Genomic DNA, 22,296 nt, shown 5'->3' on the forward strand with positions numbered 1-22,296 from the left:
TTCACTATGTCTTACGCTATTCACAACCACAACCTGGCATTCAATGACAGCGCGGTCGCGCAATATATGAATACCGATTTTATTGTCCTCGACGTTTCATTATGCGTGGCGCTGGCGCGCGAGCAATTCTTCGAAAAATTAAAAGACGATGATATTCCGTCGCATATTTTTATTGAAGACCATGGACGCCTGGCGGGCATGATTGCGGTACGCAAATTATTGCAGGTCACGGATACCGTGCAGCCAATTAAAAGCCTGATGATTTCGCAGTTTTTGCAGGTCAAACCGGAAGATGAACGAGCCGATGTCGCCGGACTTCTGGCCCACGGCGAGGCGGACGTCGTGCCGGTGGTGACCCACGGCAAGCTCGTCGGCTGCCTGACCGAGCGCGAAATCGCCCATCTGCTGGAAGATGACGTCACCGAAGACGCCCAGCTTCAGGGGGCGACGCTGCCGCTGGAGAAGCCCTATCTGGAAACCAGCGCCTTCAGCCTGTGGAAGAAACGCTCCGTCTGGCTGCTGCTGCTGTTTGTCGCGGAAGCCTACACCAGCTCGGTGATCCAGCACTTCGAAGAGGCGCTGGAGTCTGCCATCGCGCTGGCGTTCTTTATTCCGCTGCTGATCGGCACGGGTGGCAACAGCGGAACGCAGATCACCTCCACGCTTGTGCGCGCCATGGCGCTGGGTGAAGTGCATCTGCGCGACGTAGGCCGCGTGCTGCGCAAAGAGATGACCACCTCGCTGATGATTGCCGTGACGCTCGGTATTGCCGGGTGCATCCGCGCCTGGATGATGGGTATCGGGCTGGAAATCACGCTTATCGTCAGCCTGACGCTGGTATGCATTACGCTCTGGAGCGCGATTGTGTCGTCAGTGATCCCGATGGTGCTCAAGCGCTGCGGCATTGACCCGGCGGTCGTCTCCGCGCCGTTTATCGCGACGCTTATCGACGGTACCGGGCTGATTATCTACTTTAAGATCGCGCAGTATACGCTGGGGCTGGAGTAACGCGATCCGCCAGCTGAATCACCGCACGCGAAAACGCCTCAATCGCCAGCGCAACATCCTCAGCCATCACCGATTCCGCCGGGTGGTGGCTGACTCCGCCCCTGCAGCGCACGAACAGCATGCCCACCGGCCAGCGTTCCGCGATGGCAATCGCATCGTGGCCCGCGCCGCTGGGCAGCGACAGCGAGCGTCCCTGTACCGATTTGACGGTCTCCCCCAGCACGTTCTGCAGGTGCAGATTGCACGGCGTGGCGGCAATGCGGTAAAACTCCTCGGCGCTAAATGCCAGCCCGCGGCGCGATGCGATCGCCCGGGCATGTTCCAGCAGGTCGTTGAGCAACCTGTCCAGCGGTGCATTCTGCGGGCCGCGAATATCGAGCGAGAGCTGAACCTCACCGGGGATCACGTTCACCGCTCCCGGCAGACAGCGCAATTCCCCGACCGTCGCCACCAGGTTGCCGCCCTGCTGTCGGGTAGCGTTTTCAATGATAACCATCCACTCGGCGGCGGCGGCCAGCGCGTCTCTGCGGTGGAGCATCGGCACGGTTCCCGCATGTCCGGCCTCGCCGGTGAAACGACAGTTCAGGCGACGGGCACCGTTAATGGCTTCCACCACGCCAAGCGCGAGCGCCTCCTGCTCAAGGCACGGCCCCTGCTCAATATGCAGCTCGAGATAGGCGCTGAAATCTTCCTGACGCCTTGCGGCATGCGACACGCGGGCAGGATCGAGCCCCGCCTGGGTCATCGCCTGCGCCACGCTGATGCCGCTGGCGTCAGTTTTTTCCAGCCAGCCCTGCGGCCAGGTGCCCGTCAGCCCCCGGCTGCCTAACAGCGTAATGCCGAAGCGGGTGCCCTCTTCATCGCAAAAGCCGACAATCTCGATGGCCTGCGCCAGATGCACCCCCTGCTGATGCAGGCTGTCCACCACTTCAATGGCCGTGAGCACCCCGAGCATGCCGTCGTAGCGTCCCGCGTTGCGCACGGTATCCAGATGCGATCCAAGCAGCACCGCCTGCGCCCCTTCCTGCGCCCCCTCATAGCGTCCACAGATGTTGCCCACGCTGTCCTGCCAGACGGTCATGCCCGCCTGGCTCATCCACTGCCCCACCAGCTGGTTGGCCTGCTGATGCTGCACCGAGAGATAGACCCTGGTCAGCGCATCCGGGGTTTCGCTGATGGCGGCCAGCGCGTCGGCGCGGGCCATCACCCGTTCTGCCGCCGGGCTCATTGCGGCGTCTCGCGGCGATAGTGGTCCCACGCGGCCTGCATCGCCGCACCCTGCGTGGTGGTGAATTTCAGGTAGTTCAGCACCGACTCCAGCGCGCTCAGGGTGGTCATCACGCAGTCCTTGCGCGCGTTGTAGCCCATGGTGCCGATGCGCCACACCTTGCCGTGCAGCGGGCCAAACGAGGTGCCGATTTCAATCCCGAAATCCTCCAGCATCAGCTTACGCACCTGGTCGCCGTTGACGCCCTGTGGAATAACCACGCCCAGCACATTGTTCATCTTGTGCTTCAGATCGCCAAAGGTCTCCAGCCCCATCGCCTGAATGCCCTTCAGCAGCGCATCGCCGTGCAGCCTGTGGCGGGCGATGCCGTTATCCAGCCCTTCCTGCAGGATCAGACGCGCGCACTCGCGGGCGCCAAACAGCGCGGTGGTCGCTTCGGTGTGGTGGTTGAGGCGCTCCGGCCCCCAGTAGTCCATCACCATGCCGAGATCGAAATAGTTGGAGTAGATCATCTCCTCGTCGCCGTCGCGGTGGGCGTCGGTGCGAATGCCCTCCTCAACGCATTTGCGGCGGCGGATCGCCTCCTCCATGCGCGCGCTCAGGGTGATCGGCGACGTGCCCGACGGGCCGCCAAGGCACTTCTGCATCCCGGCCGAGACGGCGTCCAGGCCCCAGGCGTCGGTCTCCAGCGCGTTGCCGCCGAGCGACGCGGTGGCATCGGTGTAAAACAGCACGTCGTAGCGGCGGCAGATGGCGCCGAGCTCCGCGAGCGGCTGCAGCATGGTGGTGGAGGTGTCGCCCTGCACGGTCAGCAGCAGGCGCGGACGAATACGCTTAATCGCATCTTCGACCTGGTCCGGGGTAAACACCTCGCCCCACGGCACCTCGATGGTGTGCACCTCCGCGCGGCAGCGGCGGGCAATTTCGCACAGCAGGTGTCCAAAGCGGCCAAAGACCGGCACCAGCACTTTATCTCCGGGGCGGATGGCGGAGACCAGAATGGCTTCAATCCCCGCCCGGGAGGTGCCGTCCACCAGCATCGTCCAGCGGTTCTCGGTGCGAAACACGCCGCGATAGAGCGCCATCACCTCGTTCATGTAGTGGGTCATGGCCGGATCGTACTGGCCGATCAGCTGGCTCGACATGGCGCGCAGCACGCGCGGGTCGGCGTTGATCGGCCCCGGCCCCATCAGCAGGCGCTGGGGCGGGTTGATTTGCGGAAAGTGTGCGATATCCATTGTTAAGTCCTTATCAGTTGAGGCCGCGCACGGAGGAGATGAACTGCTTCAGTTCCGTGGTCTGCGGGTTGGCGAACAGCGTTTTGCTGTCGCCCTGCTCCCAGACTTTCCCCTGGTGCATAAACACCACGCGGTCGCCCACTTCGCGGGCAAAATTCATTTCATGGGTCACGAGAATCAGGGTCATCCCCTCGGCCGCCAGCTGCTCCAGCACCTTGAGCACTTCGCCCACCAGCTCCGGGTCGAGCGCGGAGGTGATCTCGTCGCAGAGTAAAACTTTAGGCGACATCGCCAGCGCGCGGGCAATCGCCACGCGCTGCTGCTGGCCGCCGGAGAGGCTCGACGGGTAGTAATCCAGACGATCGCCAAGCCCCACTTTCTCCAGCATGCGCTGGGCTAGTTCGCGGCATTCGGCGGCGCTTTTCTTCAGCACCCGACGCGGGGCGAGCATCACGTTCTCCAGCGCCGTCATGTGCGGGAACAGGTTGAAGCTCTGGAACACCATCCCGACCGAGCGGCTGATTTCGCGCGCCTGAGAATCCCGGTCGGTAATGGTCATGCCGCCCAGCTTGATGCTCCCGTCCTGATACCCTTCCAGGCCGTTGATGCAGCGCAGCAGCGTGCTTTTACCCGATCCGCTGCGCCCGATAATGGAGATCACCTGGCCCATGTCGATATCCAGATCGACGCCCTTGAGCACGTGGTTATCGCCGTAGTACTTCTGCACCTGATTAATGGTGATGAGAGGCATTGAATTTGGTCTCCAGATAGCGGCTGTAGCGCGACAGCGGATAACACAGAATAAAGTAGCCCAGCGCCACCAGCGCAAAGACCTTAAATGGCTGATAGGTCACGTTGGTCAGCATGGTCCCGGCCTTGGTCAACTCGATGAATCCGATAATCGACGCCAGCGCGGTACCTTTGATCACCTGCACCGCAAAGCCCACCGTCGGGGCGATGCCGATGCGCAGCGCCTGCGGAGCGACCACGCGAAACAGGGTCTGGCCGAAGGTCAGGCCCAGGCAGCGCGAGGCTTCCCACTGCCCCTTCGGCAGGGCGCGAATGCTGCCGTACCAGATATCGAGCAGAAATGCGCTAGTGTAAAAGGTTAACGCCAGCGAGGCGGCGGTCCACGGCGAAACGTCGATGCCGAACAGCGCCACGCCAAAGAAGGCCAGGAACAGCTGCATCAGCAGCGGCGTGCCCTGAAACAGCTCGATATAGCCGCGGATAATGCGCTTCACCGTGCGTCCGCCCGTCAGGCGCAGCAGCAGGAGCGGCAGCGTTACCACCGCCCCGCCGACAAACGCCACCAGCGACAGCAGTACCGTCCAGCGTCCGGCCAGCAGCAGGTTGCGAATAATGTCCCAGTCGGTAAAGGTGGTCATCATGCCTGCACCCCCAGCCATTTGCGTCCTGCCGCCATCATCAGCTGGCGCAGGGTAATCGACAGCGCTAAGTAAATCCCGGTTGTCACCAGATAGACCTCAAAGCTCAAAAACGTTCTGGACTGGATCAGGTTAGCGGCGAAGGTCAGCTCTTCATACGAGACCTGCGACACTACCGACGAGCCGAGCATCACGATGATGCACTGGCTCACCAGCGCCGGATAAATGCGCTGCAGCGCGGGCGGCAGCACCACGCGAATAAACGTCTGCAGACGGGTTAGCCCCAGCACGCGCCCGGCCTCCCACTGTCCTTTCGGCGTGACCTGAATGCCCGCGCGGATAATTTCGGTGCTGTACGCGCCCAGGTTCACCACCATTGCCAATAGCGCCGCCTCCCCCGCCGTCATCTTCAGGCCAAGATTCGGCAGGCCGAAGACGATGAAAAACAGCTGCACCACAAATGGCGTGTTGCGGATGATCTCCACGTAGCCGCCCCAGATCCGGCTGTACCAGGTGGTGCGTGCGCTGCGGATCGCCGCGCCGAAAATCCCGATTGCCAGCCCACCGACGGTTGCCATTACCGTCAGCTGAATGGTGACCCACAATCCCGCCAGCAGCTCCGGCCAGTGCGGCCAGAGGGCTGAAAAATCAAGTTGCTCCGTCATTGGCTCAGGCGCCAAGGTTTGCCGGCAGCGGGGCCTTCAGCCATTGCTCGGACAGGCCGTTCAGCGTGCCGTCCTTGATGCCCTGCTCAATCAGCGCATCCACTTTCGCCTTCAGGGCCGGTTCGTTCTTCTTCAGGCCGATAAAGCACGGTGAGTCTTTCAGCATAAAGCTCGGCACCGGGGCTTTGTCCGCGTTCTGGCGCGAAATGGCCGCCACCACGAGGTTGCCGGTCGCCACGTACTGCACCTGGCCGGAGAGGTAGGCCGAGAGCGTGGTGTTGTTGTCTTCGTAGCGTTTCACGTTGGCGTCTTTCGGTGCCAGGCCGGTCAGCACCATGTCCTCCACCGCCCCGCGCGTCACGCCGATGGTTTTTCCGCTCAGCGCGGCGGCGTCCTTCAGCTCGGCCCCTTTCGGGCCAAACACGCCGAGGAAGAACGGCGCGTAGGCGCGGCTGAAGTCGATCACCTTCTCGCGTTCCGGGTTTTTACCGAGGCTGGAAATGACCAGATCCACCTTGTCGGTTTGCAGGTACGGCACGCGGTTGGCGCTGGTCACCGGCACCAGCTGCAGCTTGAGCTTCATCTGTTTCGCCAGATAGCGCGCCATGTCTATGTCGTAGCCCTGCGGCTGCAGATCAGTCCCCACCGAGCCAAACGGCGGGAAATCCTGCGGAACGGCAATGCGAATGGTGCCGCGCTTCTCGATATCCTGAAGCTGGTCAGCCTTTGCTGGCAGCTGAGTGAAGAGACATGCGGCCCCGGCCAGTGCAATAAATAGTTTTTTCATGGTGCTTCCCCGTAACGTTAACATGAAACAAAAGATTCTTTGAATGTGATTTTGCAACTAATGTGCCAGATAAGGCGAAGCGGGGAATTTTCTCTTAAAGCCTGATAAAACGCGGACGGGGCGAAGATACTCTCTATTTTCGCCCCGTTCATTTGCACCATTACAATGCAAAGCACCAGTCTGATGCCCCATTATCGTTGTTCGAGTTCGTCCAGCTGCTGGTAGAGGGAGGCAATCTCGTGAATGCGCGGACGGCCTTTATCGAGAATGTCATGCAGGAAGGCGTTCGCCAGCAGGTTGATCAGGCTGTTGACCGAGGAATAACTGTCATAGGCGGAGACGCTGTCCAGCGGGGCGCAGAGCTGCCAGCTCGCCAGCGGAAACAGGCTGTGGGCCTGCGGCTCGCACATCAGCAGCACCGGAATACCGCTACTCTGAAGCTGCTGCATCAGCGGACGAATGATGCGCGGGCGGCGGCGGAAGGCCATCATCACCACCAGATCGTCCGGCGTTAGGTCCACCAGCTCCTCGCTCAGGCTCTGCCCCGGCTGCGGCAGGACCAGCACCTGACCGCGCGCCTGCAGCAGCTGCTGGCGCAGGTGGAGCGCCGCCGGATAAGCGTTACGCATGCCGATAATGACGATGCGCCGCGCCTTGACCATGCAGGCCATGGCGTCGGCAAACTGCTGCGCGTCAAGGGCATTGACCCACTGGGTCAGGTTCGCCATCTCCTGCTTGTAGTGGCGCGCCAGCAGCGTGTTGCCCTGCACCGCGTCGCGGTTATCGGTGAGCGGCATCCCGCTCTGGCGCAGGGTGCGCAGCTCGTCGCGCATATCCTTATATTTCTCATAGCCCAGACGCTTAAACAGGCGGCTGACCGTGGCTTTCGACACCCCGCTCAGCTGCGCCAGCTCGGCGCTGTTGTAGCTGATCAGGTCGTCAAAATGGTCGAATATAAAGTCTGCCACCCGTTGCTCCTGCGGCGACAGCGACGGGTATTGTGCTTTCAGACGTTCATCCAGTTGTTCCATAGCGCCTCTGTAACTTTTGTTTCATCACATTATACCTTTCTTTATACGTATTCATTATACGTGCCAGCTTACTGAAACTTTTCTTTCAGAACTGGAACAGCTTTTGCAGCGCCTTGTGACTTTCAGTGTTACGAGGACTTCTCATGCAAAGCAACGTCTCCACGCACGGCATGGCCGTTGCGCCCCACCATCTTGCCAGCCAGAGCGCGCTGGCGGTGCTGCGCGAAGGCGGCAGCGCGATTGAAGCGATGGTCGCGGCGGCGGCCACCATCGCCGTGGTTTACCCCCACATGAACGGGCTGGGCGGCGATGGCTTCTGGCTTATCGTGCCGCCAGAAGGCGACCCCATCGCCATTGATGCCAGCGGCGCGGCGGGATCGCGCGCGACGCTTGCCGCCTACGACGGGCACACGCACATTCCTCATCGCGGACCGCAGGCGGCGCTGACCGTCGCTGGCACGGTGAGCGGCTGGGACGAGGCGCTGAAGGTCTCCCGCGAGATGACCGGCAAGTCGCTGCCGCTGGCCCGCCTGCTGGCCGACGCTATTGACTATGCGCAAAACGGCACCCCGGTCACGGCCTCACAGGCCCATGCCACGGCCAGTAAATTCGACGAGCTTAAGGCCATCCCCGGCTTCGCGGAAACGTGGCTGGTGAACGGTAAGCCGCCCCAGGTCGGGAGCCGTTTTTACCAGCCCGCCATGGCCTCAACCCTGACGCGCCTGGCGGAGGACGGTCTGGACAGCTTTTATCGCGGCCCGCTGGCGAACGTGCTGGCGCACGGCTTGGAGACGCTGGGCATGCCCGTGACGCTGGCCGATCTTAACGCGCACGTTGCCCGGCGCACCGCGCCGCTGAAGTTGCAGCATCAGCAGGGGGAGATCTTTAACCACGCCCCGCCGACGCAGGGGCTGGTCTCGCTGGCGATACTCGGCATCACCGACCGCCTGAATATGGCGGAGGCCGACGACGCGGACACCATTCACCGCATCGTTGAAGCCACCAAGCTGGCCTTTGGCCTGCGCGATGCCCACATTACCGACCCGCGTGAACTGAAAACCGAGATTCAGGAACTGCTGGATCCCTCAGCCCTGCAGGCGCTTGCCGACAGGGTTGACGACGGCCACGCCGCGCCGTGGGGAACCGGAAAAGGGCCCGGCGATACGGTGTGGATGGGGGTGATGGATAACAGCGGGCTTGCCGTGTCGTTTATCCAGAGTATTTATCACGAGTTCGGCAGCGGCGTGGTGCTGCCCGATACCGGCATCGTCTGGCAGAACCGGGGGGCGTCGTTCAGCCTCGACCCCGCTCATCTTCTGGCCCTCGCGCCGGGCAAACAGCCTTTCCATACCCTGAACCCGGCGGCGGCGCGTCTTAAGGACGGGCGCGTAATGGTCTACGGATCGATGGGCGGTGACGGACAGCCGCAAACCCAGGCCGCGCTCTTTACCCGCTACGTGGTTCAGGGCGTCCCGCTGCAGGAGAGCATCACCCGCCCGCGCTGGCTGCTGGGGCGTACCTGGGGGCAAACCTCGGACACGTTAAAGCTGGAAGGACGATTTAGTGCTGAGACGGTCGCTGAACTGCGGGCGCGGGGGCATGAGGTCGAACGCTTCCCGGACTTTAGCGAAGCTATGGGCCACGCGGGCGCGATTGTCCGGCACCCCAACGGGCTGTTTGAAGGGGCGTTTGACCCGCGCAGCAACGGCGCGGCCGCCGGATACTGAGGAGAAAACAATGACGACACAACAACCCGACTGGCAGGCATATCTTGCGCAAATGGAGTCCGTGCTCGGCGTGACGCTGGACGATGCCCGCCGCGCCGAGCTGCAGTTGCAGTTCAGCCGCATTGCCAGCATGGCCGCCCCGCTGATGGCGCTGCCGCTCGACGACCGTCTGGAGATCGCAGGAGTGTATAAAGCATGACGCTACACGAGATGAGTATCAGCGACATTCAACAGGCGCTGAGCGCGGGCGAGCTGAGCGCCCATGAGATTGCCCGCCAGACGCTGGAGGCGATTGGGCGCGTTAACCCGCAGATCAATGCCTGGACCACCGTGACGGAAGCTCGCATGCTCGCCGAGGCCGAGAACATCGACACCCTGCGCCGCGAAAAGCGCCCCCTGCCGCCGCTGGCGGGCGTGCCCTACGCGGTGAAAAACCTGTTCGACGTTGCCGGACACACCACCCTCGCCGGCGCCGAGCTGTTCAGCCAGCGTCCCGCTGCGGCCGCTGACAGCTTCGCGGTGCGCCAGCTGCGCAGCGCGGGCGGGCTGCTGTCCGGCATGGTGAATATGGACGCCTACGCCTACGGCTTTACCACCGAGAACAGCCACTACGGCGCGACGCGTAACCCGCACGACCTGACGCGCATTGCGGGCGGGTCCTCTGGCGGTTCAGCCGCCGCCGTAGCCGCCGGGCTGGCGCACTTTTCGCTCGGCACCGACACCAACGGGTCGATTCGCGTTCCGGCCTCCCTGTGCGGCATCTATGGCCTCAAGCCCACCTTTGGCCGCCTGTCACGATCCGGCAGCCATCCGTTTGTCGCGAGCCTGGATCATATCGGCCCCTTCGCCCGCCGGGTGTGCGACCTGGCGTCCGTGTACGACGCGCTGCAGGGCCGGGACAGCAGCGACCGTTTTCAGGCAGAGAGCTCGCGCGAGCAAACGCGCCCCCTGCTAGACCGCGGGCTTGACGGCCTGCGCTGCGCGGTGCTCGGCGGCTACTTCACCACCTGGTGCGACGCACAGGCCAGAGACGCCGTGGCACGGGTGGCGAAGGCGCTCGACGTGCAGGATGAGCTGCAGTTTCCGGACGCCGAGCTGGCGCGCTCCGCGGCGTTTATCATCAGCGCCTCCGAAGGGGGAAATCACTACCTGCCCGCGCTTCGCCGCGAGCCCGAGCGCTTTGAGCCGCACTCCCGGGAGCGACTGCTGGCAGGCGCGATGATCCCCTCCGCCTGGTATATTCAGGCCCAGCGGTTCCGCGCGCAGGCGCGGCAGGCGTTTCACGCACTGTTTGCCCAGGCCGACGTGCTGATCGCTCCCGCGACGCCGCGCAGCGCCACGCGGATCGGCGAGCAAACCATGGAGATTAACGGTCAGCCGCTCCCCATCCGCGCCAGCATGGGGATGCTGACCCAGCCAATTTCATTTTTGGGCCTGCCCGTGACCACCGTTCCGCTGCGCACCGCACATGGCGCGCCGATTGGCCTGCAGCTGATTGCCGCGCCGTTTAACGAGCAGGCCTGCCTGCGCGTCGCGCACGTGCTGGAAGAGAGCGGCATCACCGATGCCCGCCCGGCGGAGGTTGCAGCATGATCAATCACGATGACATTAACCTGCCGTGGGTGGTTGCCGAGGTGACCGCCGCGTTTTATCGCTATGAAGATGCGCTGGTGAGTAACAACATTGCCGTGCTGGACGAGCTGTTCTGGCACGACAAAAACACGGTGCGTCTGGGGGCGGGTGAAAACCTGTACGGGATCGATGAAATCCGCGCCTTTAGGGCGGCGCGCCCGTCTGCTGGGCTTCAGCGGACGCTGCGCCACACCGTGATTACCACCTTCGGGGAGGATTATGCCGTGTGCAGCACCGAGTTTACCCGTGAAGGTACGGAGCGGATTGGCCGCCAGCAGCAGACGTGGGTAAGGTTTGCATACGGGTGGCGCATTGTTGCGGCGCAGGTGAGTTTGATGGTGTAGACCGGGTAAGGCGCAGCCGCCACCCGGCAAAACATCGCACAATTACTTCTGAAACGGATGAACTTCCCGCCAGTGGTCAGCAATCTGCTGGCGGGTACAGACCCACACCCGATCGTGCTGCTGCACGTAATCCAGAAACCGTTGCAGCGCGCGAAAACGCCCCGGCCTGCCCAGCAGGCGGCAGTGCATGCCGATGGACATCATCTTTGGCGCGCTCTCCCCCTCCTCGTACAGCACGTCAAAACTGTCCTTCAGGTACGTATAAAACTGCTCGGCGGTGTTAAACCCCTGCGCGGTCGCGAAGCGCATGTCGTTCGCATCCAGCGTATAGGGCACGATCAGGTGCAGTTTTTGAGTGCCGTCGCCGCAGGCCACTTCCGTCCAGAAGGGCAAATCATCGCCGTAGTAGTCGCTGTCGTAGTCGAAGCCGCCGTGCTCCACAACCAGCTGGCGGGTATTGGGGCTGTCACGCCCGGTGTACCAGCCGGTTGGCGGCTTGCCGAACAGGTCGGTCAGAACGTGCACCGCCTTGTGCAGATGTTCGCGCTCCTGGCTGATGTCCATGTTCTGATAGTGGATCCAGCGCCAGCCGTGGCTGACCACGTCGTAATCCGCGGCTTTGATCGCCTCAACAATCTCCGGGTGACGCGCCAGCGCCATCGCCACGCCAAAGACCGTCAGCGGCAGGCCGCGTTTTTGAAATTCATTGTGGATCCGCCAGAACCCGGCGCGGCTGCCGTATTCGTAAAGGGAGTCCATCGACATGTGTTTGTCCGGGTAGCTGGCCGCGCCGATGATGTCCGACAGGAACTGCTCGGACCCGGCATCGCCGTGCAGAACGTGGTTTTCCGCCCCTTCTTCATAATTGAGCACAAACTGCACCGCGATGCGCGCCTCATTCGGCCACCGCGCGTGCGGCGGGTTGCCCGCGTAGCCGCGCAGATCCCGCGGATAATCCTGTTCGAAAAGCCCCATACCACCCCCAAAAGTTAAAATGGATTCAATGCCTGAAAATGCCCGCTTAACGGTTTGCTCTCCGGGAAGGCCAGATCCCCATGCTTGCTGGTCGTGAGCCCCAGCGCCACCAGCGATTCCACCATCTTCACCGCCGCGCTGACGCCGTCTATCACCGGCACGCGCAGCTCGCGGGTCAGCTCCTGCGCAAGGGTCGCCATGCCGCCGCAGCCGAGCACGATGGCGCCGCAGCCATCCTCTTTCAGCGCCTGTATACAGCGCGCGCGCACCTTCTCCTGCGCCAGACCGCTGCCGTCCTCCAGCGCCAGCACCGGAAGGTCGATGGCGTGCAGCGCTGCGCAGTGGTCCTGAAAGCCATACTGGTGCAACAGATGGCGGGCAATAATCAGCGTGCGCGGCAGCGTGGTAACCACCGAAAAGCGCGTCGCCACCAGCGTCGCCATATGCATAGCGGCTTCGGCAATGCCGATAACCGGCCCCTGCGCCAGCTCGCGCGCCGCCAGCAGTCCCGGATCGCCAAAGCAGGCAATCACGTGACCGTCCACGCCCTGCTCCCTGCCTTTTTTGATCTGTTCCAGGACACCAACGGCGGCGATGGCCTCATCAAAGTGGCCTTCTATAGACGGCACGCCCGCGCCCGGACAGACCGCGAGGATTTCCGTTCCCGGCGCCGCCACCGCGCGGGCCGCCGCGCCGATGGTTTCCGTCATCGCGAGGCTGGTGTTGGGGTTGATCACTTGTATACAGACAGACATTACGACTCCTTGTGGCCGGCAAACAGCCGGGCAAAATCAGGCAGGCACTCGCCCGCCCGCTCGAAGCAGAGGCTGGCAACGATGTGTTCAAAATGGTGCATGAGGGCATCGCTTAGCGGCTGCAGCGCCTTCTGGCGCAGCAGATCTACAAGCTGTTCGTGGTCGTTGCAGCGACAGCCCTGGCGCCACGGCGCGCCCCAGGTAGCAATCACCAGCGAGGAGCGCTGGTTCAGGCTTGTCACCATCTCCGTCAGCACCTGGTTACCGGAGATGGCCTGCAGCTGAATGTGGAAACTGGCGGAATGTCGGATTGCCGCCGGGCCGTCGTACGCCTCGTGCGCCTGCTGCTCCTGACGAATAATGGCCTCCAGCGCTGCAAGGTGCGGCGGCTGACAGTGCGCCAGCACGTCCGGCAGGTTAGCGACCTCCAGCAGCGCGCGGGTGCGGAAGATGTGCCGCGCCTCTTCCACCGTCGGGCTGGCGACGTGTGCACCACGTTTGGGCGTCAGGGTGACCATTTGCACAGCGGCGAGCCGTTGAAGCACCTTGCGGATGCCCGTGCGGCTCACGCCAAACACCTCGGCCAGCGCCTCTTCCGGCAATTTGCTCCCCGGCAGCAGCTGATGTTCCACAATCGCGGTCATCAGCGCCTGGAAGATGGTTTCGTCTTTGTCATGCAGGTCTGGCGCGGTCTGCAGGGCGTTTATGTTGTTCATTCACCACTCCGAGTTTTACTTTCCGTTATCGAATCGTATACATAAAAATAAAATATTGCATACAAGATTTATTATTTTGGCCTGGATCCTGCAACACCGTTTGCACTCCCACTCAACGGGTTTTCATTCACAGGAGCAGGTTTCATGCCAAACAGTCAAAACGCACAGCAGAGTACGGCCGCTGATTCCGGTGCGGTTTACAGCCCACGTCTTTGCAATGAGGATCTGGCACCGACGCGTGACCAGAACTGGAGCTGGTACAACATCTTTTCTTTCTGGATGTCCGACGTTCACAGCATGGGGGGTTACGTTGTTGCCGCGAGCTTCTTTACGCTCGGGCTGGCAAGCTGGCAGGTGCTGCTCTGCCTGCTGGTGGGGATCTGCATTGTGCAGCTGTGCGCCAACCTGGTAGCCAAACCGAGCCAGATGGCGGGCGTGCCCTATGCGGTGATCAGCCGTCAGGCGTTTGGCGTCTTCGGGGCCAATATTCCGGCGGTGATCCGCGGGCTTATCGCCTTTGCGTGGTACGGCATCCAGACCTGGCTTGCCGCCAACGCGCTGATGCTGGTGGTGCTGAAGTTCTGGCCTTCTCTGGCGAGCCTTACCACCGGTGCCTTCCTGGGCCTGTCGCCGCTGGGCTGGATCTGCTTTGCCATCATGTGGGTTCTTCAGGCGATGGTCTTCTGGCACGGCATGAACGCCATTAAGCGCTTTATTGATATCGCCGGTCCGGCGGTCTATGTGGTGATGCTGGCCCTTGCGGGTTGGATTGTATACAAGACCGGTTTTGACGGGATCTCTTTCACCCTCGCCAGCAAATCCCTGAGCGCGGGCGAGCAGACCTGGCAGATGATCACCGCGACCGCGCTGGTGGTCTCCTACTTCTCCGGCCCGCTGCTTAACTTTGGCGACTTCTCCCGCTACGGCAAAAGCATGGGTGAGATCCGCCGCGGCAACCGCTGGGGGCTACCGTTTAACTTCCTGCTGTTCTCCATCGTCACTGTGGTGATTGTCTCCGGCACCCAGTCGCTGTTTGGCCGCATGATCACCGACCCGATCGAAACCGTCAGTCGCGTAGGTAACGATCTGGCCGTGGCAATTGGCCTGCTGACGATGATCACCGCCACCATCGGGATCAACATCGTCGCGAACTTTGTCTCACCGGCGTTTGATTTCTCTAACTGCTCGCCGCAGAAGATCAGCTTCCGCACCGGGGGCATGATTGCCGCCGTCGGCTCGATCCTGCTCACCCCGTGGAACCTGTTCAACTCGCCGGAGCTCATCCATTACACCCTGGACGTGCTTGGAGCGTTTATCGGCCCGCTGTTCGGCATTCTGATTGCCGATTTCTACCTGATTAAGCGCGGCAAGGTGTCGGTAGACGATCTGTTCGACGACACGCCAAAGGGCAAATACTGGTACCGCAACGGCTTTAACCCGAAGGCCATTGGCGCGCTGATCCCATCCGTTGCCGTAGGTCTGGTGATTGGCTTTATCCCGGCCCTGCATGAAGTGGCAAACTTCAGCTGGTTTATCGGCGTCTTCCTCGGCGGCGTGACCTACCGCTGGCTGGCGCGGGAAGAGCGCGAGACGGCAGGCGCGGCCTCGTTCAGCTCCCGCGTGGCGACGCAAAAAGAGTAACCCCTCCCTCCGGCCGCAGTTTATCTGCGGCCCGTTCATTCTGGCACCGTTCTTGCTGAGCTTTTTCACCCCGCTACGCAAACACTAAGGCAGGACCCACGATGGAATACCAGACTGCGATACGCGGTGCATTTTTCGATATCGCCCAGGTCTGCGACAGCGCAGACGCGATTGCCCAACACGCCCGCTACCTTGAAGACGGGCTGCTGTTTATCCAGAACGGAAAAATTCTGGCGCACATGGCGTGGCAGGAGGGCGAGCAGTATCTCGCCCCCCACAAAGGCTACACGGACCTGCGCGGCAGGCTGCTGCTGCCCGGTTTTGTCGACACCCACGTTCATTATCCACAAACGGAGATGATCGGCGCCTTTGGCGAACAGCTGCTGGAGTGGCTGACCACCTACACCTTCCCGGTGGAGAGCCAGTTTGCCGATGAAGCCTACGCGAAAGAGATCGCCGAATTTTTCATTAACCAACTGGTGAGCAACGGCACCACCACCGCGCTGGTGTTTTGCACGCTGCATCCGCAATCGGTCGAAGCGCTGTTTACCGAAGCCCTGCGCCTCAACATGCGCCTTATCGCCGGAAAGGTGATGATGGACCGGCACGCGCCGGACTACCTGAGCGAAGATGCAAAGCAGAGCTACCGGCAGACACGGGAGTTGATCCAGCGCTGGCACCACCGGGGGCGGCTGGGGTATGCCATTACGCCGCGCTTTGCCCCAACGTCCTCTCCCGAGCTGCTCGCCGCGGTCAGCCTGCTCAGAGAGGAGTTTCCGGATACCTGGCTGCAGACCCATCTCAGCGAAAACCCAAATGAAGTGGCCTGGGTGAACGATCTCTGGCCGGAGCACGAGCGCTATCTGGACGTGTATCACCACTACGGCCTGACCGGCGAGCGAAGCGTATTTGCCCACGCGATTCATCTGCACCACAGCGAGTGGCAGTGCCTGCACGACACCGGTTCGGCGGTGGCGTTTTGCCCCACCTCGAACCTGTTTCTCGGCAGCGGGCTGTTTCGCCTGCCCGCCTGCTGGCAGCACAAGGTGCGGATGGGCATCGGCACCGACGTCGGCGCGGGCACCACCTTCAGCATGCTGTGCACCCTGGGAGAAGCCTACAAGGTCGGCCAGCTTCAGAGCTACCGCCTGCGCGCCAGCGAGGCGTTTTATCACGCCACGCTGGGCGGCGCGCACGCCCTCAGGCTGGACGATAAGATTGGCAACTTCGCCCCCGGCAAAGAGGCGGATTTCGTGGTTATCGATCCTGACGTGACGCCGCTGCAGCGCCTGCGCAATCGCCGCTGTCAGGATATCTACGAGCAGCTATTTGTGCTGATGACCCTGGGCGACGAGCGCAACATCAGTGAGACCTGGGTCAACGGCGAGCGGGTGTGGTCAACTGCCCCGGTAGGTTGACCACCCGCCTGGCGCAATCACAAACGGCAGATGGAAGTGCTCGTCTGCCGCTTCTCCCGTCACAAACTCAATTTGCGCGCAGGGGTAGATCGTCTCCCGGCCGGTTGCGCGAAACCACCCGCCGATCTCCGCCACCAGCCGATAGCGGCCTGCGGGCAGGAAAGGGACAAATTCGGTGATGCGACCATTAACGTTGGTCACGCCCGTCGCCATGATTTCGCCCTCCCGTTCGAGATGGACCGTCACGCCCGCGGCGGGTTTGCCCGTTGAAATATCGAGAATATGGGTGCTGAGCGTGCTCATTCGCTAATCACTCCTTCCAGCCGCAGCAGCGTAATTTCCCGCAGCTGTTCCAGCGCAGCATGGATTTCCTGCGCGTCGCTGTTTTCCAGCCGCGCGCGCAGGGCTTGTAATATCTCCTCGCCGCTGCGGCCCTTCGCGCGGATCAGAAATACGCGCCCAAAGCGGGCCTCGTAGCGGGCGTTACCCTCGCGCAGCGCCTGCGCAAGCGCCGCGTCACGGTCATTCACCGCGCCCTGCTCCTGACGCGACAGCGCCGCCTCCGCCTGTGCACCCGCGGGCTTTTCCCCGATGCGCGGGTGCGCGCTCAGGGCTTGCGCTAACGACGCCTCATCCCAGCGCTGCATCAGCGCCTGCGCCGCGATCGTCAATTCACTCCGGCTCGGGTAAGGCCGTCCACAAACCAGCGCCTCAGCCCAGCCGGGGAGCGCCACGCAGGGGGTGAGCAGCGCGAGAGCCTCTTTCTCAGGAAGATGATTGAAGTCGTGCAGTGCGATCATAGTGTCTCCTTTATTGTCCTCCTCCGGGTTGTTGCACAAACCACGCCACTCTTGTCGCCGATGTGAAACAGTCGATTCTGTATGGCTGGACAGGAAATTATTGATTCATAAAAAGGCATATTCACCGTGTTTGCGCACCTTAGCAGTGCAAACTCACCTCCCACAACGCCGTTTTCGCCACTCTGCAGCCTGGTACGCAAATTGCTGAATGTTTTTACACCCTGCAAAAGGAGAGAAGCATGAAAGCAATCGTCATTGGCGCGGGTATTGGCGGCCTGAGCGCTGCCGTCGCGCTAAAGAAAGCGGGCATCGACTGTACCGTGTTCGAAGCCGTAAAAGAGATCCGGCCCGTCGGGGCGGCCATCTCCATCTGGCCTAACGGCGTGAAGTGTATGCAGCACCTCGGCATGGGCGACATTATCGAAACCTACGGCGGTCCGATGCGTTTTATGGCCTACAAGGATTACCGGCGCGGCGACACCCTGACCCGCTTCAGCCTCGCCCCGCTGGTTGAGCGTACCGGCGGGCGTCCCTGCCCCGTCTCGCGCGCTGAACTCCAGCGCGAAATGCTGGACTTCTGGGGGCGCGACAAGGTGCAGTTTGGCAAGCGCGTGGAACACGTCCACGAAGACGACGCGGGCGTAAGCGTGACCTTTACCGATGGCACCACGGCAACAGGCGATTTTCTGATTGCCGCCGACGGCAGCCACTCGGCGGTTCGTCCGTACGTGCTGGGCTATACCCCGGAGCGCCGCTACGCCGGATACGTGAACTGGAACGGGCTGGTGAAGATTGATGAAGAGATTGCCCCGGCGCACCAGTGGACCACCTTCGTTGGCGAGGGTAAACGCGTGTCGCTGATGCCCGTCTCCAACGGACGCTTCTATTTCTTTTTTGACGTGCCGCTGCCCGCGGGCCTGGCGGAGGATCGCACCACCCTGCGCGCCGATCTCACGGGCTACTTCCGCGGCTGGGCACCGCCGGTACAGAAGCTTATCGCCGCGCTGGATCCCGATACCACCAACCGCATTGAAATCCATGACATCGAGCCGTTCGACAGCCTGGTACGCGGCAACGTCGCGCTGCTCGGCGATGCCGGGCACAGCACCACGCCGGATATCGGCCAGGGCGGCTGCGCGGCCATGGAGGACGCCGTGGTGCTGGGCGAATGCCTGCGTGAAAACCACAACATTACGCTGGCGCTGCGGCAGTACGAAGCCCTGCGCTGCGACCGGGTGCGTGACCTGGTGCTGAAAGCGCGTAAACGCTGCGACGTCACCCACGGGAAAGATATGGCGTTGACGCAGGCCTGGTATCAGGAACTCAAAGAGGAGACCGGGGAACGCATTATCAACGGTCTGTGCGAGACCATTCAGGGCGGCCCGTTAGGCTGAACAAGAGGGACAACGATGAAAAGAGAACCGACACCACCCGCCCACTGCACGTTTGAGCCAGAGGACTGGCTGCGCCTGGCGAAATGCTGGCATCCGGTTGCGCGCGCCTGCGACGTCGGCCCGGCCCCCGTCAAGGCCACCCTGCTGGATGAACAGCTGGTGATTTACCGAATTAACGACCAGGTCGTGGTTGCCCGGGACGTGTGTCCGCACCGCGGCGTGCCGCTGACGCTCGGCTTTCACGACGAGCACGGGATTATCTGCCCCTACCACGGCTTACGCTTTGGTGAAGACGGCCGCTGCAACCGCATTCCGTCCAGCCCCGACCAGCCCGTTCCGGCGAAGCTGAATCTGATTAACTACGCGGTGGAAGAGCGCTTCGGCCTGATCTGGACCTGCCTGGCGTTTGACCCGGACAATCCCGTGCCGCTGCCCACCATGCCGCACTGGAGCGACGACGGATTTCAGCAGATCAACTGCCCGGCGTTTGAGGTGAACGGCTTCGCCGGTCGCCAGGTGGAGGGGTTTCTGGATGTTGCCCACTTTGCGTGGATCCATACCGATACCTTTGCCGATCCCAATAATCAGCTTGTCCCTATCTATCAGCCGCAGGAGACGCCCTTCGGTTTCGTGGCCGATTACTGGAGTTCCGTGAGCAACTATCCCGCCAGTTCACCCGTGCAGGCGCCAGAAGGGTTCCAGTGGCTGCGCCATTTTGAAATGCATCTGCCGTTTACCGCCACCCTGACGATTCATTTTCCGGGTGAATCGCGGCTGGTGATTATGAACGCCGCCTCGCCCGTCTCGTCACGGGTGACCCGCATGTTCGCGCCCATCGCGCGCAACTTTGATCTGCATATTCCGGTGGAGGAGGTGCATGCCTTTAACCTGCGCATTTTTGAAGAGGATCGCCTGATGGTCGAAACCCAGCGCCCGGAAAGTCTGCCGCTGGATCTCACTCTGGAAGCCCATATTCCGGCAGATAAGAGTTCGATTGCCTACCGTCGGGGACTGAAGAAGATGGGCTTTGGCGAATTTTTCCTGGTATGACGGAGGCCAATATGCTGAACGTGATCGTTGACGGGCTGTGGCGCGAGGGGGATAAAAGCCTCGCCGTCAGGCTGGTGGCCGAAACCGGCGACGCGCTACCGGCGTGGCAACCCGGCGCACACATTGATGTCCACCTGCCCTGCGGCGTGGTCCGCCAGTACTCTCTGACCGGGGCATGTGGCGACGAGAGCTATCTTATCTGCGTGGGGCGAGAAGCCGCCTCGCGCGGCGGGTCGCGCTACGTTCACGAAATGCTGCGTCCGGGACAGAGGCTTTCAATCTCGGCCCCGCGCAATCTGTTTCCGCTGCATCAGGCTGAGCGGGTATTGCTGCTGGCAGCAGGGATTGGCATTACGCCGCTGTATGCGATGGCATTGCAGCTGAAAGCGACCGGAACGCCGTTTACGCTGCACTATTACGTCAGAAACCGGGAAAACGCGGCGTTTGCGCGCGAACTCTCGCAGTGCGGTGACTGCATTATTCATACCACCACCCCACGAACCACGCTGGCGGAGCATTTCCCCGCACCTGAAGCGGGGCTGCACGCGTGGGTGTGCGGACCTGCGGGGTTTATGGAGAAAGCGCGCGATGTGGCGGCGGCGAAGGGATGGAATGACGCCCATATCCACAGCGAGGCGTTTCAGCCCGCTCCCCCTGTCACAAGCGGCGTCGCAGGCGAGATCTTTACGGTCAAACTTGCCTCCACCGGCGAGCGCTGGCCGGTGCCTGCGGATAAGACCATCGCTCAGGTATTACAGGAAAACGGCGTGGACGTGCCGCTGTCCTGCGAAATGGGGATCTGCGGCGCCTGTCTGACGCCGGTGATTGACGGCGTGGTGGACCACAGGGATAGCGTGCAGTCGGAGGCAGAAAAAAGCGCGGCTGACCAGCAGGTGGCGCTCTGCTGTTCGCGGAGTCACTCCGGGGAGCTGGTAATTGCGCTGTAAAACGAAAAAACCCTGCGATATTGCTATCGCAGGGTTTTCGAATTTGGCGGAAGCGTAGAGATTCGAACTCTAGAACCCTTTCGGGTCGCCGGTTTTCAAGACCGGTGCCTTCAACCGCTCGGCCACGCTTCCAAAGTGAGGCGCACTATAAACATCTATTAGCGCCTTGTAAAGCAGGAATTTTTCTATTTTTGCCTGCAGGCGTTTGACTGCGCAAAAAGTCACCCGGACGCTTTCCTGCCCTCCCCCCTTCCCCCCTTGTACATACCGTTACACAGCAACGCTCATCCTTTTAAATCACCGTGGTATAGAATGCCAAAAAAAATAGACGGCCATGTGTTTTGTAATGGTAATAAATCCGGGTAATGCGGGTTTTAACGCATTACTGTCATAGCGCCTTACTGGTTGATGATGAAAATCAAAAATACGTTTTGCTTACATATCCTGATGGCCGTTTTGGCCATTTTAGTCCTGAGTTTTCACCCGCTGGTGACAAGCTTTGATCCGCCGCTTAAATTCCAGCCGCTGATCAAGTCCATGGCAGGGACGACAAAAGAACAGGCGGAAAAAATAGCCACAATTTCCCATGCTTTAGAAGGGAATGCTATTTTCTTCCTTGGTGCGTCTGAGGTCGCCACCTCAGAAGAGGAACATTACGCCGTATTTAATTATTTTAATAAGCAATTGCACCAGCCCGTCGTGGCTTATGGCGATGCGTTTGTCGATGACGAAACGCAATTTTTACTTCTCTCGCGTTTTAAAGATAGCCTTAACGCAAACAGCAAAGTGGTGCTGCTTCTGGCGCCTGACGGCTTTTATTCAAAAGGCCTGCCGCCCGCTATCTATGCGGATAATTTTCCGGGCTCGATTTTTAATCCCCTGATGAAGGATCCGCAGGCGCGCCCGTTCCTGGTTAATTACCTGAAGCATATTGATGCGAAAGAGATAAGCCATTTAACCTTCGGGCAAATGCGTGTGTATGGCTGGCATCCGGCGCTGATGTGGAACGAGCTGAGTTTTCAGTTTGCAAACTTCTGCACCCTGATTAAAAACGACTGGCTGTCGCTGCTCAACATCAGGCCACAGACAGCGCAGCCCTGGCCTCAGCAGCCAACCGCCCGTCTTTCCCCTGACTGGGATAAAGCGCTGGAGAATGCCCGCGAGTTGAATAAAAAGCGCCATCAGAGCGCGGCCACGCTGTGGATGGACAAAACGATTTACGACGAGGACGGTAAGCCGCAGCAGTGGGATGACACGCCGGTGGTGCCGGGGCAGTTCGCCGCGTTCAGGAAAACCGTTCAGCTTTTGAAAGCGCATCACGTGCAGGTGATTGCTATCGTCGACCCGGTTAACCCCTGGGCGCTTTACAATACCGACACCTTCCGCCCGTTCGATAAGCAGATTCAAACCATTCTGAAAGAGAACCAGATCCCGTATTTGGATATGTACGCCATGCCGTATCAGAACGGCTGGAACTGGGATCGTCTGCACCCTACCGAACTGGCCTGGGTGCCAATGCTTCGCTTTATTGCACAGAGTTTTAAATAATGAA

Annotated in this window: 22 protein-coding genes, 1 tRNA gene and 1 pseudogene; 11 read left to right on the forward strand and 13 right to left on the reverse strand. The window is 61.2% G+C overall.

The annotated features are described in order from the left end of the window. Positions 1–6 precede the first annotated feature (6 nt). Complete coding sequence (locus HBA26_RS08320; RefSeq protein WP_126345228.1) at positions 7–1,008, forward strand: magnesium transporter; 1,002 nt, start codon at positions 7–9, stop codon at positions 1,006–1,008. Here HBA26_RS08320 and hpxK read toward each other — a convergent pair. From hpxK to hpxU, 7 genes are all read right to left on the reverse strand, one after another. Then, positions 974–2,236, reverse strand: a complete 1,263-nt coding sequence (hpxK, locus tag HBA26_RS08325) for an allantoate amidohydrolase (protein ID WP_166720869.1) — start codon at positions 2,234–2,236, stop codon at positions 974–976. The genes HBA26_RS08320 and hpxK overlap by 35 nt on opposite strands. Continuing rightward, positions 2,233–3,474: an alanine--glyoxylate aminotransferase family protein gene (locus HBA26_RS08330; protein WP_025912976.1), complete on the reverse strand. Its 1,242-nt coding sequence runs from the start codon at positions 3,472–3,474 to the stop codon at positions 2,233–2,235. The genes hpxK and HBA26_RS08330 overlap by 4 nt, the downstream gene beginning before the upstream one ends. Before the next feature lie 13 nt (positions 3,475–3,487). Further along, entirely contained in the window at positions 3,488–4,225 is a 738-nt protein-coding gene (locus HBA26_RS08335; protein ID WP_008499843.1) for an amino acid ABC transporter ATP-binding protein, read from the reverse strand. Then, on the reverse strand, positions 4,206–4,862 hold the full coding sequence (locus tag HBA26_RS08340; RefSeq protein ID WP_014883296.1) for an amino acid ABC transporter permease: 657 nt from the start codon (positions 4,860–4,862) through the stop codon (positions 4,206–4,208). Before HBA26_RS08340 ends, HBA26_RS08335 begins: the two co-directional genes overlap by 20 nt. After that, positions 4,862–5,527 (reverse strand): amino acid ABC transporter permease, encoded by a 666-nt coding sequence (locus tag HBA26_RS08345; protein ID WP_126345226.1) that lies wholly within the window; start codon positions 5,525–5,527, stop codon positions 4,862–4,864. Before HBA26_RS08345 ends, HBA26_RS08340 begins: the two co-directional genes overlap by 1 nt. Before the next feature lie 4 nt (positions 5,528–5,531). Next, a complete protein-coding gene (locus tag HBA26_RS08350) occupies positions 5,532–6,314 on the reverse strand; it encodes a transporter substrate-binding domain-containing protein (protein WP_045261681.1) in 783 nt (260 codons plus the stop codon). Positions 6,315–6,505: 191 nt separating this feature from the next. Beyond that, positions 6,506–7,345 (reverse strand): MurR/RpiR family transcriptional regulator HpxU, encoded by an 840-nt coding sequence (gene hpxU, locus HBA26_RS08355; RefSeq protein ID WP_045261682.1) that lies wholly within the window; start codon positions 7,343–7,345, stop codon positions 6,506–6,508. Positions 7,346–7,488: 143 nt separating this feature from the next. Here hpxU and hpxW point away from each other — a divergent pair, with 143 nt between their 5' ends. Genes hpxW through hpxZ form a run of 4 tightly spaced genes read left to right on the forward strand, consistent with a single transcriptional unit; the run spans position 7,489 to position 11,048 of the window. Beyond that, the gene (gene hpxW / locus HBA26_RS08360; RefSeq protein ID WP_126345225.1) at positions 7,489–9,072 is read left to right on the forward strand and encodes an oxamate amidohydrolase; all 1,584 of its coding nucleotides are present in this window, start codon (positions 7,489–7,491) and stop codon (positions 9,070–9,072) included. Between the two features lie 10 nt (positions 9,073–9,082). Beyond that, positions 9,083–9,271 carry an oxalurate catabolism protein HpxX gene (hpxX, locus tag HBA26_RS08365; protein WP_028012637.1) on the forward strand — a complete coding sequence of 63 codons (189 nt, stop codon included), beginning with the start codon at positions 9,083–9,085 and terminating at the stop codon, positions 9,269–9,271. Beyond that, positions 9,268–10,665 (forward strand): AtzE family amidohydrolase, encoded by a 1,398-nt coding sequence (locus HBA26_RS08370; protein WP_126345224.1) that lies wholly within the window; start codon positions 9,268–9,270, stop codon positions 10,663–10,665. The genes hpxX and HBA26_RS08370 overlap by 4 nt, the downstream gene beginning before the upstream one ends. Beyond that, a complete protein-coding gene (gene hpxZ, locus HBA26_RS08375) occupies positions 10,662–11,048 on the forward strand; it encodes an oxalurate catabolism protein HpxZ (RefSeq protein WP_048960335.1) in 387 nt (128 codons plus the stop codon). Before HBA26_RS08370 ends, hpxZ begins: the two co-directional genes overlap by 4 nt. Before the next feature lie 42 nt (positions 11,049–11,090). Here the strand turns inward: hpxZ and puuE are convergent, their stop codons facing one another. The 3 genes and pseudogenes from puuE to HBA26_RS08390 form a co-directional block, all read right to left on the reverse strand. Continuing rightward, complete coding sequence (gene puuE, locus HBA26_RS08380) at positions 11,091–12,023, reverse strand: allantoinase PuuE (RefSeq protein WP_126345223.1); 933 nt, start codon at positions 12,021–12,023, stop codon at positions 11,091–11,093. 15 nt (positions 12,024–12,038) lie between these two features. Then, positions 12,039–12,778: pseudogene (hpxA, locus tag HBA26_RS08385) on the reverse strand (allantoin racemase); the annotation flags it as partial. Further along, complete coding sequence (locus tag HBA26_RS08390) at positions 12,778–13,494, reverse strand: GntR family transcriptional regulator (protein ID WP_126345221.1); 717 nt, start codon at positions 13,492–13,494, stop codon at positions 12,778–12,780. The gene HBA26_RS08390 and the pseudogene hpxA, both read right to left, overlap by 1 nt. A 144-nt stretch (positions 13,495–13,638) precedes the next feature. Here HBA26_RS08390 and HBA26_RS08395 point away from each other — a divergent pair, with 144 nt between their 5' ends. After that, positions 13,639–15,135 carry an NCS1 family nucleobase:cation symporter-1 gene (locus tag HBA26_RS08395; RefSeq protein WP_047368247.1) on the forward strand — a complete coding sequence of 499 codons (1,497 nt, stop codon included), beginning with the start codon at positions 13,639–13,641 and terminating at the stop codon, positions 15,133–15,135. Positions 15,136–15,236: 101 nt separating this feature from the next. Continuing rightward, positions 15,237–16,553, forward strand: coding sequence for a guanine deaminase (gene guaD, locus HBA26_RS08400; RefSeq protein ID WP_166720870.1), 1,317 nt, complete (start codon positions 15,237–15,239; stop codon positions 16,551–16,553). On the opposite strand, the gene uraH is transcribed toward guaD, so the two are convergent. Together uraH and uraD are read right to left on the reverse strand one after the other, a co-directional pair. After that, a complete protein-coding gene (gene uraH, locus HBA26_RS08405) occupies positions 16,533–16,856 on the reverse strand; it encodes a hydroxyisourate hydrolase (RefSeq protein ID WP_028012629.1) in 324 nt (107 codons plus the stop codon). The genes guaD and uraH overlap by 21 nt on opposite strands. Beyond that, positions 16,853–17,353, reverse strand: a complete 501-nt coding sequence (gene uraD / locus HBA26_RS08410; RefSeq protein ID WP_126345220.1) for a 2-oxo-4-hydroxy-4-carboxy-5-ureidoimidazoline decarboxylase — start codon at positions 17,351–17,353, stop codon at positions 16,853–16,855. The genes uraH and uraD overlap by 4 nt, the downstream gene beginning before the upstream one ends. A 239-nt stretch (positions 17,354–17,592) precedes the next feature. On the opposite strand from uraD, the gene hpxO reads away from it, so the two are divergent. Genes hpxO through HBA26_RS08425 form a run of 3 tightly spaced genes read left to right on the forward strand, consistent with a single transcriptional unit; the run spans position 17,593 to position 20,744 of the window. Continuing rightward, the gene (gene hpxO, locus HBA26_RS08415) at positions 17,593–18,747 is read left to right on the forward strand and encodes an FAD-dependent urate hydroxylase HpxO (RefSeq protein ID WP_166720871.1); all 1,155 of its coding nucleotides are present in this window, start codon (positions 17,593–17,595) and stop codon (positions 18,745–18,747) included. 15 nt (positions 18,748–18,762) lie between these two features. Beyond that, positions 18,763–19,797, forward strand: coding sequence for a molybdenum cofactor-independent xanthine hydroxylase subunit HpxD (hpxD, locus tag HBA26_RS08420; protein WP_048960328.1), 1,035 nt, complete (start codon positions 18,763–18,765; stop codon positions 19,795–19,797). Between the two features lie 11 nt (positions 19,798–19,808). Beyond that, complete coding sequence (locus tag HBA26_RS08425; protein WP_126345218.1) at positions 19,809–20,744, forward strand: PDR/VanB family oxidoreductase; 936 nt, start codon at positions 19,809–19,811, stop codon at positions 20,742–20,744. Between the two features lie 44 nt (positions 20,745–20,788). On the opposite strand, the gene HBA26_RS08430 is transcribed toward HBA26_RS08425, so the two are convergent. After that, positions 20,789–20,876, reverse strand: a tRNA-Ser gene (locus HBA26_RS08430). Positions 20,877–21,155: 279 nt separating this feature from the next. Here HBA26_RS08430 and HBA26_RS08435 point away from each other — a divergent pair. Next, entirely contained in the window at positions 21,156–22,292 is a 1,137-nt protein-coding gene (locus HBA26_RS08435; protein WP_126345297.1) for a D-alanyl-lipoteichoic acid biosynthesis protein DltD, read from the forward strand. Positions 22,293–22,296 lie beyond the last annotated feature (4 nt).

Source organism: Enterobacter sp. 725m/11 (assembly GCF_011683705.1).
Taxonomy (GTDB): domain Bacteria; phylum Pseudomonadota; class Gammaproteobacteria; order Enterobacterales; family Enterobacteriaceae; genus Enterobacter; species Enterobacter bugandensis.

Excerpts from the sequence above, each read along its gene's own strand:
- HBA26_RS08350 (WP_045261681.1), bottom strand. The coding sequence starts at position 6,314 with ATGAAAAAACTATTTATTGCACTGGCCGGGGCCGCATGTCTCTTCACT.
- hpxW (WP_126345225.1), top strand. The coding sequence starts at position 7,489 with ATGCAAAGCAACGTCTCCACGCACGGCATGGCCGTTGCGCCCCACCAT.
- HBA26_RS08340 (WP_014883296.1), bottom strand. The coding sequence starts at position 4,862 with ATGACCACCTTTACCGACTGGGACATTATTCGCAACCTGCTGCTGGCC.
- guaD (WP_166720870.1), top strand. The coding sequence starts at position 15,237 with ATGGAATACCAGACTGCGATACGCGGTGCATTTTTCGATATCGCCCAG.
- HBA26_RS08370 (WP_126345224.1), top strand. The coding sequence starts at position 9,268 with ATGACGCTACACGAGATGAGTATCAGCGACATTCAACAGGCGCTGAGC.
- hpxX (WP_028012637.1), top strand. The coding sequence starts at position 9,083 with ATGACGACACAACAACCCGACTGGCAGGCATATCTTGCGCAAATGGAG.
- HBA26_RS08435 (WP_126345297.1), top strand. The coding sequence starts at position 21,156 with ATGAAAATCAAAAATACGTTTTGCTTACATATCCTGATGGCCGTTTTG.
- puuE (WP_126345223.1), bottom strand. The coding sequence starts at position 12,023 with ATGGGGCTTTTCGAACAGGATTATCCGCGGGATCTGCGCGGCTACGCG.
- HBA26_RS08395 (WP_047368247.1), top strand. The coding sequence starts at position 13,639 with ATGCCAAACAGTCAAAACGCACAGCAGAGTACGGCCGCTGATTCCGGT.
- HBA26_RS08390 (WP_126345221.1), bottom strand. The coding sequence starts at position 13,494 with ATGAACAACATAAACGCCCTGCAGACCGCGCCAGACCTGCATGACAAA.
- HBA26_RS08330 (WP_025912976.1), bottom strand. The coding sequence starts at position 3,474 with ATGGATATCGCACACTTTCCGCAAATCAACCCGCCCCAGCGCCTGCTG.
- uraD (WP_126345220.1), bottom strand. The coding sequence starts at position 17,353 with ATGATCGCACTGCACGACTTCAATCATCTTCCTGAGAAAGAGGCTCTC.
- HBA26_RS08335 (WP_008499843.1), bottom strand. The coding sequence starts at position 4,225 with ATGCCTCTCATCACCATTAATCAGGTGCAGAAGTACTACGGCGATAAC.
- hpxD (WP_048960328.1), top strand. The coding sequence starts at position 18,763 with ATGAAAAGAGAACCGACACCACCCGCCCACTGCACGTTTGAGCCAGAG.
- HBA26_RS08425 (WP_126345218.1), top strand. The coding sequence starts at position 19,809 with ATGCTGAACGTGATCGTTGACGGGCTGTGGCGCGAGGGGGATAAAAGC.
- hpxU (WP_045261682.1), bottom strand. The coding sequence starts at position 7,345 with ATGGAACAACTGGATGAACGTCTGAAAGCACAATACCCGTCGCTGTCG.
- uraH (WP_028012629.1), bottom strand. The coding sequence starts at position 16,856 with ATGAGCACGCTCAGCACCCATATTCTCGATATTTCAACGGGCAAACCC.
- HBA26_RS08320 (WP_126345228.1), top strand. The coding sequence starts at position 7 with ATGTCTTACGCTATTCACAACCACAACCTGGCATTCAATGACAGCGCG.
- hpxZ (WP_048960335.1), top strand. The coding sequence starts at position 10,662 with ATGATCAATCACGATGACATTAACCTGCCGTGGGTGGTTGCCGAGGTG.
- HBA26_RS08345 (WP_126345226.1), bottom strand. The coding sequence starts at position 5,527 with ATGACGGAGCAACTTGATTTTTCAGCCCTCTGGCCGCACTGGCCGGAG.
- hpxK (WP_166720869.1), bottom strand. The coding sequence starts at position 2,236 with ATGAGCCCGGCGGCAGAACGGGTGATGGCCCGCGCCGACGCGCTGGCC.
- hpxO (WP_166720871.1), top strand. The coding sequence starts at position 17,593 with ATGAAAGCAATCGTCATTGGCGCGGGTATTGGCGGCCTGAGCGCTGCC.